Source organism: Thalassovita aquimarina (assembly GCF_018219815.1).
Taxonomy (GTDB): domain Bacteria; phylum Pseudomonadota; class Alphaproteobacteria; order Rhodobacterales; family Rhodobacteraceae; genus Thalassobius; species Thalassobius aquimarinus.
The window spans coordinates 1-13,294 of sequence record NZ_JADMKU010000035.1 but is presented as its reverse complement, the minus strand read 5'-3'; the positions used below and the strand labels follow the sequence as shown (position 1 = coordinate 13,294).

At 57.0% G+C, this 13,294-nt stretch carries 12 protein-coding genes; 2 read left to right on the top strand and 10 right to left on the bottom strand.

The window, feature by feature from the left end; all coding sequences use genetic code 11:
* The 10 genes from IT775_RS20670 to IT775_RS20625 form a co-directional block, all read right to left on the bottom strand.
* The coding region (locus IT775_RS20670; RefSeq protein ID WP_212703146.1) for an AMP-binding protein at positions 1 to 935 on the bottom strand (935 nt) is incomplete at its 3' end.
* Positions 936 to 1,035: 100 nt separating this feature from the next.
* On the bottom strand, positions 1,036 to 1,635 hold the full coding sequence (locus IT775_RS20665) for an ANTAR domain-containing response regulator (RefSeq protein WP_218958666.1): 600 nt from the start codon (positions 1,633 to 1,635) through the stop codon (positions 1,036 to 1,038).
* Positions 1,628 to 2,797, bottom strand: coding sequence for a transporter substrate-binding domain-containing protein (locus IT775_RS20660; protein ID WP_212703145.1), 1,170 nt, complete (start codon positions 2,795 to 2,797; stop codon positions 1,628 to 1,630). The genes IT775_RS20665 and IT775_RS20660 overlap by 8 nt, the downstream gene beginning before the upstream one ends.
* Before the next feature lie 16 nt (positions 2,798 to 2,813).
* A complete protein-coding gene (locus IT775_RS20655; protein WP_212703144.1) occupies positions 2,814 to 3,926 on the bottom strand; it encodes an AAA family ATPase in 1,113 nt (370 codons plus the stop codon).
* A gap of 64 nt (positions 3,927 to 3,990) precedes the next feature.
* Positions 3,991 to 5,034, bottom strand: a complete 1,044-nt coding sequence (locus tag IT775_RS20650) for an aliphatic amidase (protein ID WP_212703143.1) — start codon at positions 5,032 to 5,034, stop codon at positions 3,991 to 3,993.
* 47 nt (positions 5,035 to 5,081) lie between these two features.
* The gene (urtE, locus tag IT775_RS20645) at positions 5,082 to 5,783 is read right to left on the bottom strand and encodes an urea ABC transporter ATP-binding subunit UrtE (protein ID WP_212703142.1); all 702 of its coding nucleotides are present in this window, start codon (positions 5,781 to 5,783) and stop codon (positions 5,082 to 5,084) included.
* Positions 5,784 to 5,786: 3 nt separating this feature from the next.
* Complete coding sequence (urtD, locus tag IT775_RS20640; RefSeq protein ID WP_212703141.1) at positions 5,787 to 6,515, bottom strand: urea ABC transporter ATP-binding protein UrtD; 729 nt, start codon at positions 6,513 to 6,515, stop codon at positions 5,787 to 5,789.
* A gap of 2 nt (positions 6,516 to 6,517) precedes the next feature.
* Positions 6,518 to 7,627 carry an urea ABC transporter permease subunit UrtC gene (gene urtC, locus IT775_RS20635; protein ID WP_212703140.1) on the bottom strand — a complete coding sequence of 370 codons (1,110 nt, stop codon included), beginning with the start codon at positions 7,625 to 7,627 and terminating at the stop codon, positions 6,518 to 6,520.
* 11 nt (positions 7,628 to 7,638) lie between these two features.
* Positions 7,639 to 8,508 carry an urea ABC transporter permease subunit UrtB gene (gene urtB, locus IT775_RS20630; protein ID WP_212703139.1) on the bottom strand — a complete coding sequence of 290 codons (870 nt, stop codon included), beginning with the start codon at positions 8,506 to 8,508 and terminating at the stop codon, positions 7,639 to 7,641.
* A gap of 77 nt (positions 8,509 to 8,585) precedes the next feature.
* A complete protein-coding gene (locus IT775_RS20625) occupies positions 8,586 to 9,971 on the bottom strand; it encodes a transporter substrate-binding domain-containing protein (RefSeq protein ID WP_246525792.1) in 1,386 nt (461 codons plus the stop codon).
* Between the two features lie 736 nt (positions 9,972 to 10,707).
* Between IT775_RS20625 and IT775_RS20620 the strand changes: the two genes are divergently transcribed.
* Complete coding sequence (locus IT775_RS20620) at positions 10,708 to 12,039, top strand: purine-cytosine permease family protein (protein ID WP_212703138.1); 1,332 nt, start codon at positions 10,708 to 10,710, stop codon at positions 12,037 to 12,039.
* A gap of 70 nt (positions 12,040 to 12,109) precedes the next feature.
* Positions 12,110 to 13,129, top strand: a complete 1,020-nt coding sequence (locus IT775_RS20615; protein ID WP_212703137.1) for an alpha/beta fold hydrolase — start codon at positions 12,110 to 12,112, stop codon at positions 13,127 to 13,129.
* The last annotated feature ends 165 nt before the right edge of the window (positions 13,130 to 13,294 follow it).

Here is a 13,294-nt window from a genome sequence, read left to right as displayed (position 1 = left end):
CTGTGCCCGGTGACCCAGCCCACATCGGCGGTACACCAGTAGATGTCGCCGTCGTGGTAATCGAAGGTGATTTCATGCGTCATCGCGGCATAGACGAGGTAGCCGCCGGTGGTATGCACAACGCCCTTGGGCTGACCGGTCGACCCGGAGGTGTAAAGGATGAACAGCGGATCTTCGGCGCTCATTTCCACCGGCTTGGAATAATCGTCGGCTTCCAGCGCCATTTCGTTGTAATCGAAATCGCGGCCGTCGATCCAGGTGGTCTGATCGCCCGTGCGCTTGACCACCAGGCATTTCACCGTGTCCTTGCAATGCAGCAGGGCGGCGTCGGCATTCGCCTTGAGCGGGGTCTTGCGGCCGCCGCGCGGGGCGTGGTCGGCGGTGATGATCAGCTTGGCGTCACAGCCGTTGATCCGCGCCGCCAGCGCGTCGGGCGAAAAGCCCGCGAACACGATCGAATGGATGGCGCCGATCCGGGCACAGGCCAGCATCGCATAGGCGGCTTCGGGGATCATCGGCAGATAGATCACCACCCGGTCGCCCTTGCGCACGCCCAGGTCTTCCAGGATGTTGGCCATCCGGCAGGTGCGGCGGTGCAGCTCGGCATAGGTGATGTGCTGCGCCTCGTCCTCGGGATCGTCGGGTTCCCAGATGATCGCGGCCTGGTCGCCGCGGGTTTCGAGGTGGCGGTCGATGCAGTTGGCGGAGACGTTCAGCGTGCCGTCCTCGTACCACTTGATGTCGATATTGCCCGGCTCGAACGAGGTGTTCTTTACCTTGGTATAGGGCTTGATCCAGTCCAGACGCTGACCCTGTTCCCGCCAGAAACCTTCCGGGTCCGAAATCGACGCCTGATACAGGTCCTCGTACTTCGCGGCGTCGACATGCGCCGCTGCCGAAAACTCGGCGTTCGGCGCGTAAAGCCCGTCAGTCATATATTGCTCCTCCCATGAGCCAGTTCAAATACCATCATTGGCCTTCGGATTAGGCGTTGCTAGACGCACCGGAAAAAGAAGGCGATCGATGTCTCAATATTCAGCCATCGCCGAAATTGCGCAGAATACTTTCAGCGTTGATTATGGACTGCGAAATTTCAATGGTCGTAGTTCGCTTGGCCATCGCCTGTTTGCGAATAACTTCGTAGGCTTCTTTTTCATTTATGCCCTGATGGCGCATTAAGATGAATTTGGCTTCGTTGACCTTCTGCATGTTCACGAGGCGCTCGCGCAGCTTGCCTAGGTCTTTCTTGTAGCGCATTTGTTCGGCCCAGAACCGGCGCGCCATGAGAATGCTGCTCAGCACCCCGGCCGCACGGAAGGGTTTCGGTAAGACTGCATGAGCGCCAATATCGAAGATCAGATCCAACACCGACGGATTCTCGTAGCCCATTATGGCGATCACCGTGGGAGGCCGGGAACTGCTGTTGATGAACGACTTCAGCTTGGCTGCTGTCTGGTCCGTAACGTCTATGAAGACCAGCTCAAACTTGTCGGGCAGGCTCTTGGGCATAGGCCAGATGGTCTCGAAACTGCAGCCGATGCGGTGGACCTGTTGCAACAACTCGTCCGCGCTCCGGTCGCGCGGATGAACGACCAGTGCATGCAGATCCCGAAGTTCCTGTATGAAGTCACTCATTATGCCTGCTGCCAGCAGCTACTTTCTGCGTCCTGAAGCTCCAGTCGTGGATTGCGGGATAGACTAGATATGGGTCGGGCTTGATCGCACGCCTGACCTTGTTCTCAATCACGAACTCACCTTCGTCGTTCACCTTAGCGATGCGCGACTGCAAGAAGGTGTGGTTGTTGTCTGGATCGATCTTGATCTGCCCTTGCGGAGCGTCGAACGTGGCGCCCAGGAGCGCCTCTCGCAGACCTTCGGTATCCATCTCACCGGTCTCCTCCAGCGCGGCCGCGAAAAGATGCACTTGGCTATAAGCTGCCTCGCAACAACTGGTGACATCAATGGTGGAACCAAATTTTTTCTCATAGGCCTTGAGAAACCGGCGATTGGCCGGCGAGTTGACCGATCGGAAATAAGGTGCAGCGGTTATGTGTCCGACAGAGGCCTCGACCCCGATAGCCGCGATCTCGGCTTCGTTCGTGGTCAGGCTGGCAATAGGGCATTCGAGACCGTTGCCCCCGGCGGCGTGATAAGCCTTGTAGAATTCGATACACGACTGCCCCACCACTGTCGAGAAAATGGCATCGGGACGAGTACGCATGATTTCGTCAACAACCTCGGCAAAGTCTTCCGCTTGCGCATCCAGACTGAAATACCGCTCGCCCGTGACCTCGCCGCCACCTTGGCGCACCACGTTGCGCATCACGCGGTTGGATTCCCTTGGATAGATATAGTCGGAGCCGACAAAAAAGAAACGTTTTCCGTATGTCCTCATCAGATAGTTGGCGAGCGGCACGCTATTTTGGTTAGGAGTAGCTCCGCCATAGATGACATTCGGGGAATATTCGAACCCCTCGTACAGCGTCGGATAAAAGAACAGTGCATTGCGCCGCTCCACCACTGGAAGGACCGCCTTTCGGGATGACGAGGTGTAGCAGCCGAAAATGACGCTCACCCTGTCAACGATGATTAGGCGCTCGGCCAGTTCCCCGTATCGCTCCTCGATCGAGCTCGGATCGTAGCTGATCGGTTCCAACGGCCGACCCAGCACACCCCCTTTTTCATTTATCTGGTCGACCGCCAACATCGCGCCTTGCAATTGCGACCGCTCAATTATCGACGTCACGCCGGACGTTGAAAAGAGAAACCCTATTTTCCAAGTGTCCACTGAATTCACAGAAAGAAATCCTTAGTCATGTTTTGTGAAACGACAATTTACCGTCATTACGTTCGGCAACCAGTATGGTCAGAGGCGCCCCATCCCGTAAGCCGTCCTGATCGAGAAGGAAACTGGCAAGCGGGAATTCCAAGTATTTCCGCATTGTACGTCTCAATTCCCGCGCTCCAAACCGCTTATCGTACCCCTTTGCAGAAAGGAAATCGCGCACTTCGTCGGATATCCTCAATACAAGATCATGCTTTTTAAGTCGCCGGTTTAATCGCTCTACCTCGACGTCAACCAGCGCAGGCATCGTATCTCGTCCAATCCAGTTGAAGGTATCGATATGGTCTATACGGTTTACGAATTCGGGCGGGAAGCGTGACAGAAGGCAGTTCAGCACGATTTCTTGTGCCTGTTCGCGCCGGCTGCGCCCTCCCGCCTTAAGCCGGCGCCAAAACGCGGGCGCTCCGTCTTCCAAAGACATCAGTTCATGCGCACCGAGGTTGGAAGACATGAAGATCAGACTGTTCCGGAAAGAATAGGTGCGTTCGCCTGAAGCAACAGTCAGAAGACCATTGTCGAACACGTTCATAAGCGCCAGAACCACCTCGTTGCTGGCCTTTTCCACCTCGTCGAACAGGACGATGCCGGGAAGGTTCCTCGTTCCCTCGATCTTTTCCTGATCGAGGATCGTCGTGCCTTCCTTCGAGCCAACGTAGCCTGGCGGCGCACCGGTCAAGGCCGCCGCATAATGTTCCTGAGACAGAGTGTTCATGTCGACACGACAAAACGAATCGGCGTCTCCATAGAAGGCGCGCGCCAAAGTACGTACCGTTTCCGTCTTGCCGACGCCCGTTGGGCCGCAGAATAGAATTGAGGCAAGAGGTTTGCGCGGATCGCCGATATCGGCCCGCACGATCTTCAGGATCTCCATCACCTGCTCGAGGGTCTCGTCCTGCCCCACGATCGTAGCGCGCAGTTCCTGCTCGACGAAATCAAGGTCGAATGTAAAACGCGATTTCACTGCGCCTTTCCCGCTTTCACCCCGAGAATGGTCGACTATCCGTTCATTTTCATCAGCAAGCGCCTCGGCGTGTCGTTGTTTACGTTGTGTGTCCTGCAGGCGGTCGGTCAAAAACGGCATGATTTATCCCAAATATTTAAGCGAAAGGGGAAACGTAGCCCCCCCTTTCGCGGCCACTAACCGATTAGCCGGCTTCTTTTTCCTTTGCGCCTGTCGGAAGGTTGCCGACGGGGCATTGCGCAACGCCAATGGTCGACCGGGTCAATTTTTCGACGTCTTCGCGGGTTTTTTCCGCATCGTTGACCCAGTTGCGATAGAAATCGAAAGGACACTCAGCGACCCCCTTATCGCCATCTCCGGAGGCATGTACGCCAGTGTAGCCGCGATGCAGCAATTTGAAGAGGTGGTTCTGCGACTGGTCGTTGGCCCGTGCATCCCGGATTTCCGGGATTGACAGCTGTGCGTATTGGATACCCATCTCCTCTTCGCCGCATTCGCCTAGGGTACGACCGTCGAACCCGATGATTGCCGAGTGCCCGAAGTAGCTGTAGACACCGTCGAACCCCGCAGCGTTGGCAACTGCGACATAGCTGTTGTTGGCCCAAGCCATAGCCTTGGCCATGATAACCTGCTGATCCTTGGCGGGATACATATAGCCCTGACAACGCACGATCAGTTCTGCCCCCTTCATAGCGCAGTCGCGCCAGATTTCGGGATAATTGCCATCGTCGCAGATGATCAGGCTGACCTTCAGCCCCTTGGGCCCTTCTGCAACGAAGGTTTCGCCGCCAGGGCACCAGCCCTCGATCGGGCACCAGGGCAGAATCTTGCGGTATTTCTGAACGATCTCGCCCTTGTTGTTCATAAGGATGAGGGTGTTGTAGGGGTTCTTCTTGGGGTGCTCCTCGTGCCGTTCGCCGGTGATCGAGAACACGCCCCAGGTGTTGGCCTTGCGGCAGGCCCGCGCGAATATCTCAGTCTCATCGCCGGGAATAGTCGCCGCGGTTTCCATCATCTCGCCGGGGTCGTACATGATGCCCTGGGTGCTGTATTCCGGGAAGATCACCAGATCCATGCCCGGCAGGCCCTGCTTCATGCCCACGATCATGTCGGCGATCTTTTCTGCATTCTCCAGGACTTCTGCCTTGGTATGCAGGCGCGGCATTTTGTAGTTGACGACCGCCACACCGACGGTGTTGTCACTGCTTGAAATGTCACCATGTCTCATGTCTTGATCCTTTGCTGTTGGTGTTTGGTGGTGATTATCGCTGCCCTTCAGAAGGTCAGGTGCTCCTCTACGATGGTGTCTGTCAGTTCGTTTGAACGCCCGCTCATCACAACCCGCCCCTTGTCGAGAACAAGGAACCGGTCCGACGCTTCGCGCGCGAACGGCACGTTCTGCTCCACCAGAATGATGCCGAGCCCATGTTCCCGGTTGAGGCGAATGATCGCTTCCTCGATTTGCTTGACGATGTTGGGCTGGATACCCTCGGTGGGTTCGTCGAGGATCAGGATCTTCGGATCCATCGCCAACGCACGGGCGATCGCGAGCTGCTGCTGCTGGCCGCCCGACAGGTCGCCGCCACGGCGCGAGATGAAGTCCGCCAGAATAGGAAACATCTCGAAAAGGTACTCAGGAATCTCGCGCCGCCCGTCGGTGCGCGCAAAAGTGCCCATGAGAATGTTCTCGCGTACCGTGAATTGCGGGATAATTTCCCGACCCTGCGGGATATAGCCGATCCCCAGTCGGGAGCGTTGCGGCGTGGAAAGGCTCAGCAAATCGCTGTCACCGAAGTCCAACGCCCCGGCGCAACGGTCGGTGAGCCCCATGATCGTCTTCAGCAGCGTGGTCTTGCCGACGCCGTTTCGCCCCAGAACAGAAAGAAACTCCCCCGGCGCGAGATCAAAGGAAACCCCCTGCAGAACGGGGCTCTTGCCGTAATAGGAATAGAGATCCCTTGCGTGCATCTTTTCCATAATTCAGTGCCCCAGATACGCTGTCTTGACGTCTTCGTTTGCCTCGATTTCCTCGATCGAGCCCTCGGCCAGCTTGGTGCCGCGGTTCATCACGATGATCCGGTCCGCGACGTTGCGGACGAAGGACATGTCGTGTTCCACAACAACCAAGGTGTGACTGCCACTGAGCGAACGGAATATCTCTGCGGTACGCTGGGTTTCCTGGATGGTCATCCCCGCCGTCGGTTCGTCCATCAGGATCAGCCGGCTGTCCTGCGCCAGCAGCATGGCGATTTCCAGCCACTGTGTTTCGCCATGCGACAGGTTGCCGGCCTGGTCGTGCGACTTGTCTTTCAGACTGACCAGTTCAAGGATGTGGTCCATGTCCTTGGAGTGACGCAGCGAGAGCCGCGTCAATGCATGCCATATGCCGGGCCGCCGCGAGCGCGCCACGGACAGGTTCTCGATCACGGTCAGATCTTTGTAGACCGACGGCACCTGGAACTTGCGTCCAATCCCGAGCCGGGCGCGGCGAAACTCGAGCAATCGGGACACCTCGACACCGTTAACGCGGATTGAGCCGCCGGTGGGCTGGGTCTTGCCGCAGATCAGGTCGAGCGTGGTCGACTTCCCAGCACCATTCGGCCCCAGAAGGCAGAGAATCTCGCCCTGCGCGACGTCAAACGTCAATCCGTCGACTGCGCGAAGACCTCCGAATTCAACATGCAGATCAGTGACTTGCAGATGCTCCATGATCAACGCTCCCGGTTTGTCTGAATGGTTGCGGGAAGAAGCGCCTCCTCGGCGGCGTTCTGCCGTCCGCCGCGTCGCGCCTCGTTGATTTTGTGCACAACGTCGACAATCACGCCGTAGATACCGCGCGGCATGAACATGACGACCAGGACAAAGACGATGCCCAGCAACATGTGCCAACCTTCGACGAACACGTCCGAAAGCCTGCCTTCCAGAACATTTACGATGATCGCGCCTGCCGCCGCGGCCAGAACGGACTCGCGGCCGCCGACTGCGCACCAGATGACGATGGCAAGACTGAAGGAAACGCCCATGTAGGTCGGAGAGGCGAATTCCAGAACGAGCACGTAAAGCATCCCGGCCCAGCCCGCGAGAGCGGCGGAAATGCAGAAGATAACTGTCTGGTAAGTGGCGACGTTGTAGCCGAAGAACCGCGTGCGCTCAGCGTCCTCGCGGATCGCGCGCAGTATCAGACCGAACTTGCTATGCGAAAGGTACACGCCCAGCGCAAGCGCCACCGTCAAGCAGCCAGCCACCAGATAGTAGAAGGAAGCGCTATAGGTATCGACAGTCCAGCCGAACAGTGTCAGAGGAGCGAGCCCCGTCAGGCCATTCTGCCCCCCGGTCAGGCCCTGCTGCTCAATGACCAGCAACTGGAACGCAACCAGGAAGGCCAGCGTAATCACAGCCACGAACACCCCGGCAATCCGGGCGCGGAACATGAAGATGGCGATCAGCCCGCCCACGGCAGCCGGGACAAGAAGCCCAGCCAGCAGCGTGAAGGAAAGGGATTCGAACGGGACCCAGACCGCCGGCAGCTTTTCGACATTGTTCCAGCCCATGAAATCCGGCAGTCCATCGCTGGCCCTGAGCTTCAGGTGCATGGCCATGGCGTAGGCCCCCATGCCGAAGGTTGCCGCCTGGCCGAGGTTCAGTAGCCCGGCCGTCCCCCAAGAAAGGGCTAGCGCCATCGAAACAATGGCCAAGCTGAGGTAACGGGCAAAGGTATTGAGTTCGAACCCGTCATAGCCCATGAGCGCCGGCACACCCAGAACGATCACAGCTGAGAACAGTGCCAGAGCTATAAGGTCATAAAAAAACCTGGAATTCATTATCTCGTTCCTTAGTTACGCGTGTCCGAGGGGAAGAGCCCGCGAGGGCGGAAGCGGATCAGGATGATGATGCCGGCCAGAACAGCAATGCGCCCGAGCGTGTCATTCATCACAGCGGACATAAGAGCCGTAGCCTCACCGATCAGTATGGCTGCTGACGCCGCGCCAATCAGGCTACCAAGCCCACCCACGATCACGACCAGGAAGGCATCCACGACAAGCCCGGTTCCCATCGTGGGAATGGTGCTGAACAGCGGCGTGATCAGAGCGCCGGCGATCCCGGCCAGCCCCGCGCCGTAAGCGAAGGTGATTGAGTAGACCCTTTTCGACTCGATCCCGTAGCACTCGGATATGCCGCGATTTTGGATCACAGCCCGCAATTTCGTACCGAATTCCGTCCGCGTCATGAGCATCCAGGACCCAACCAACACGAAAATGGAGAACGCGATCACGAAGAGTCGGTAGTTGGACATCACCAGCGCGCCGATTTCGGTATTGCCCGACAGCAACGCGGGGCTTTTCACAAAACGCGACTCGGCCCCGACGCTCAACCGCACGGCCTGTTGCAGCATGATCCCGATGCCCCAAGTCGCTAGGATTGTATCGAGCGGCCGATGATAGAGGCGCTGAACCATCAACTTTTCGATAATCCAGCCCACCGCGGCAACCGCGACGAAAACCAGAGGGAGCGCTGTCAAAACACCGAGCCCGACAAAGTTCTGAAGCGCCCAAGTCGTATAGGCGCCCAACATGACGAACTCACCATGCGCCAAATTGATTACGCCCATCGTGCCGTAGATGATGGCCAGCCCCAAGGCGATGATCAGAAGGATCGACGCCATGCTGAGACCCGCAAAGAGTTGGTTGAAGACTACGTCCATCGGAACACCTTTTCTGTTGGCCCGGCTCGTGTTTCAGAGCCGGGCGCAATTTGCTCGCTGGTTTCAGGGAAATTCCCCTATGCTTTGACCAAACCCTGACTGGTGCAGGTCTGCCCCTCGTAGGCGGCATAGGGTTTGGGGGCGACGCGCTCTTTCGACTGGATCAGCACCTTGGCCTGACCGTCCGACTGCCACTGACCGATCTTGGGCCAAAGATGCGTATGCAGGTTCTCGTCGATCAGAACCTCGCCCTGTGGCGCATTCAGGGTAAGCCCAACTGCAGCGTCACGAATGGCGGCAGGCGTGATTTCGGACGGGTCGAGTTTTTCCAGCGCTGCTTTAAATTGGTAGACTTGGAAATACGCAGCCTCGCTGACGAAATGTGTGACCTCGTCGGCCCCGAAACGCGCCTTGTAGTTCTCGACGAAGCGCTCGTTCTCAGGGGTATCGTGCCCCATGAAATAAGGTGCCGAAGAAAAGTGCCCAGCCGCAGCCTCGCCACCGATCGCCTTCACTTCGACCTCGGAGCGCGTAAGGCTGATCACCGGCATCTTCGCCGGATCGAGTTCGGCAGCATGGTATTGCCGCGCGAACGCGACGTCGGAATCGCCTACGACTGTAGCGAAGATTACATCCGGCTCTTCGGCCCGGATTCGATTGATCGCTGAGCTGAAATCGGAATGGCCGAGAGGCACATATTCCTCGTGAACAACCTCCCCACCCAATTTGGAAAGCAGCGACTTACAGTAGTTGTTTTCCTCTTTGGGATATACGTAGTTATTGCCGATGAGGTAGAAGCGCGGACCGAAATTCTCGATCGCCCAGGGGATCAGGTCGTCCTGCTGCTGGTTCGGAACAGCCCCACCATACATGACGTTACGCGAGCATTCGCGCCCCTCGTAGAGCGTCGGATACCAATAGAGATTGTTGCGCTGCTCGGTCACGGGAAGCACTGCCTGGCGACTCGCCGAAGTGTACGACCCAAAGACGCTCACGCATTTGTCGCGGATCATGAGGCGACGTGCACGGTCGGCATAGGTCGCCGGGTCCGAGGCCGGGTCTTCAATGATCGGGCGCAGTTGCTTACCATGAATCCCGCCAGCGGCATTGATTTCCTCGATCGCAAGCAAAGTTGCGTCGTGCAACGTATGCTCCACCACCGCAACGGCTCCAGTCAGCGAAAACAGCACTCCGACCGGAATGTCATCGCCCTGCGCAAAAGCCGCACGCGTCGAACTCAGCAAAGCCGGCGCCGACAGCGAACTGGCCATGCCGGCCGCTCCAAATGCACCGGCGCGCCCCAGAAATTGGCGTCTCTTCATTTCTTTTTCTCCTCCCATTTTTTTACTGAGCGCCCTCTTGCGAACGCAAAAAAAAAGCCCCCCTCTGCAGCTGCGGCTGCAAGTGGAGAGCTTTTTTGCCCAATTTTTTTCGAGCTCGGCGCTGAGCTCTGAAATAATCATTCGCTAAGGCCTTAATTTTTGCAAGAATATTTTTTCATTTAAAATTAGAGGTTTAGAAGTTTAAATCAGTAAACATGCAGGCCGAACTCCCTGTTTCAGCACCTGCGAGGAGATCTTCCAATCCTTGGTTTGAGGGACTGGGCGGTTGCTTTTCTTCACGCCCTAACAGTGGAGACAAAGCATTCGCTTCTGAACATATACAGTTCGAAAACCGAGCTACGCTGGCCTCTCCATCGTACAAAAAATATCATCACCAGACCGCACATCAAACCTTTGTGCTTAAGCTTGAATCGGCAAGTTCCAGAACCTCGGAGAGAGTCAATGCGAAAATTTATTGCTTTTTTAAACGAATCAAAGCAACATTCCGTTACGTCAAGCTCAACGCCGAGTTAGACTCTCGAACTAACGGTCAAAAAAGCCCTTTACGCAGCCGCTGAATCAGCGGGTCGTAAGGGCTTTTTTTTACGATTTCGATATTTCTCAACAGGAAGGGAACGGGACTGGAAAAAACTCGCATTTCTTGCTGCTTAACCGGATCGGGTCATAACCCCCCGCTCTCCGAACAACCGGCACTTTCTCTCCCCCACTCAATACGTGTTCTCTCGGACCGTATCAGGCAAACCGTCAGTACGCTGACATGGGGCGATATTCTGCGAGCAAAATTCCCAGACTCCGCGTTTCTCGGAAGAACAAAACAAAAAACGAAACAAAACGGAAACGAAAGAAGGGACGAAAAATGTCTAATCCAGATCGCCACCTGGAGCCCGAGTCGCTAGAGCACTTGGAGGAAAATATCGACCATACTCTGGGCGAAGAATACGAGCATGTGCCAGTACCGGCCAAGGCTCGGCGCAGCATGTTCTCCGTGACTATGGTTTGGATGGGTTTCCCGATGATCATCACCGGGGCGATGACCGGTTCGATCCTGGTGCTCGGCATGGGTTTTGCCGCTGCACTCAAAGCGATGATCATAGGTAACCTGATCATGCTGTTCTATGTCGGCCTACTGGGTCAACTGGGCGCACGCAAGGGGCTGAACTTCGCCCTCCTCGCAAGCATCGTCTTCGGCCGCAAAGGCTATATCTTTGCCTCCGGCCTGCTGTCGACACTTCTGTTAGGCTGGTATGCAGTCCAGACCGGGATCACCGGGGCACTGGTCAGTTCGACTTACGAACTGAACTACGTTGTGATGACGGTAATTGCCGGCGTGCTCTATATTGGCATCACGTTTATCGGCGTGAGGGGCTTGCACATCATCGGCACGATCTCAGTACCTCTATTCGTGATCCTTGGCCTCTGGGTTGCCGGCGATGCCGTGGCCACCTCGGGCTGGGACGCTGTCATTGCCTATCCCGGCAATAACGGCGCCGCCACCATGTCGATGGGGGTCGGCCTGACTGTCGTCATCGCCCTGTTCATCGACGCCGGCACCGTTACCGCCGACTTCAACCGCTGGGCTGCGGATGAAAAGAGCTCGTGGGTCGCGACCTTCAGCGCCTTCCCCTTCGCCAACCTCGTCGCCATGTTGGTCGGCGGCGTGATGACCGCAGCGCTGGCCGTGCCGGATGCCAATCCCTTCGGAACAGACAACATGTTCGGCTATATGAACGCCCAACAGTTGACTTGGCTCAGCGCCCTGGCCTTTTTGTTCCTTTATGTGAACCTTGGTTCAGTCTGCGCCCACTGTCTGTATAACGCCGCAACAGGCTGGTCGCGCATCCTGCGCAGCCACATGCGCCTGTTCGCAATCATCCTGGGCGTCGTGGGTATCATCATCGCGGCAACCAACGTCTGGGCCTTCTTCATCCAGTGGCTGTCGCTTCTCGGCATTCTTGTGCCGCCGATTGGCGCGATCATACTGGTCGACCAGTATCTGCTGCGGAAGAACTCCGAGATCGAGGCCGACTGGCGCGGCACGGCATTCTTGGCTTGGGGCTGCGGTTCGCTCGTCGCCTTCATCGTCGAATGGTATCTGCCACATCTGTCGACGGCTATCTCGGCGGGCCTAGTGGGCGGAATCGCCTACTATGTGCTGGGTTCCCTCATGGGCAACCGTACGAACGCCTAACCGTAACTGACACCGTTCGGAACGGCGCGGTCTTTCTCGCGCCGTTCCTACTTACCCCGGAGAACCACCAATGACTCTCGACTACGAAATCTTCGACCTCGGCACCTTCAAATTCCAGTGCGGTCTGGCCTTGCCAGACTGCAAACTGGCCTACAAGACCTTCGGCACGCTCAACGCCGCCAAGGACAACGTGATCGTCTATCCGACCTGGTATTCTGGACAACACTACGACAACGAATGGCTGATCGGCCCGGGTATGGCGCTCGACCCCGAGAAGTATTTCATCATCATCCCCAACATGTTTGGCAACGGACTGTCCTCCTCACCGTCGAACACGCCCGAACCTTACAATGCTGACCGTTTCCCTGACGTCACCGCCTATGACAACGTGATGGCCCAGCATCGGCTGGTGACCGAGAAATTCGGCATCGAGAAGATCCGCATGGTCACCGGCTGGTCGATGGGGGCACTGCAAACCTTCCACTGGGGCGCGCTGTTCCCCGACATGGTCGAACTGATCGCGCCGTTCTGTGGCTCGGCCAAATGCTCGCGTCATAACTTCGTTTTCCTCGAAGGGGTTAAGGCCGCGCTGCGCGCCGACGCTGCCTGGGAGAACGGGCGTTATACCTCGAAGCCAGAGAAGGGCCTACGTGCGGTTGGGCGGGTCTATGCTGGCTGGGGCTTGTCGCAAACTTTCTACCGCGAGGAACTCGACCTCAAGGCGCTTGGTTATGCCTCGCTCGAAGACTTCCTGATCGGCTTCTGGGAAGGCTTCTTCCTGCCGAAGGACGCCAACAACCTGCTGACCATGGCCTGGACCTGGCAGAACGGCGATATCAGCGACAACGAACTTTACAACGGCGACTTCAAGGCGGCGTTGGGAGCTATCAAAGCCAAGGCCTACGTCATGCCCGGCTCGACCGACCTCTATTTCCCTCCCGAGGACAGTCAGAACGAAGTAGAGAACATGCCCAACGCTGAATTCGTACCGGTGCCTTCGATTTGGGGCCACTTCGCAGGCGGCCCCGGCACCAACCCGGAAGATGTGAAGTTCATCGACGAAAAGCTCAAGGAATTGCTGGTCTCCTGATGCCGTCAATCCGAATCCCAGCATAGAATTGGAGAAAGGCGGTGCTAAGCGCCGCCTTTTTTTATTCGGCGCTATCTGCGGTGACCATTGACGTTGCCCCCTGATCCGGGCCGTTCAGGTGTAGAATCCGTTCCTGTTTCTTTCTGTTGATTTGGTTACGGTCAA

Coding starts and splice junctions, on each gene's coding strand:
- IT775_RS20665 (WP_218958666.1), bottom strand. CDS start 1,635: ATGAGTGACTTCATACAGGAACTTCGGGATCTGCATGCACTGGTCGTT.
- IT775_RS20655 (WP_212703144.1), bottom strand. CDS start 3,926: ATGCCGTTTTTGACCGACCGCCTGCAGGACACACAACGTAAACAACGA.
- IT775_RS20650 (WP_212703143.1), bottom strand. CDS start 5,034: ATGAGACATGGTGACATTTCAAGCAGTGACAACACCGTCGGTGTGGCG.
- urtE (WP_212703142.1), bottom strand. CDS start 5,783: ATGGAAAAGATGCACGCAAGGGATCTCTATTCCTATTACGGCAAGAGC.
- urtD (WP_212703141.1), bottom strand. CDS start 6,515: ATGGAGCATCTGCAAGTCACTGATCTGCATGTTGAATTCGGAGGTCTT.
- urtC (WP_212703140.1), bottom strand. CDS start 7,627: ATGAATTCCAGGTTTTTTTATGACCTTATAGCTCTGGCACTGTTCTCA.
- urtB (WP_212703139.1), bottom strand. CDS start 8,508: ATGGACGTAGTCTTCAACCAACTCTTTGCGGGTCTCAGCATGGCGTCG.
- IT775_RS20625 (WP_246525792.1), bottom strand. CDS start 9,971: ATGATTATTTCAGAGCTCAGCGCCGAGCTCGAAAAAAATTGGGCAAAA.
- IT775_RS20620 (WP_212703138.1), top strand. CDS start 10,708: ATGTCTAATCCAGATCGCCACCTGGAGCCCGAGTCGCTAGAGCACTTG.
- IT775_RS20615 (WP_212703137.1), top strand. CDS start 12,110: ATGACTCTCGACTACGAAATCTTCGACCTCGGCACCTTCAAATTCCAG.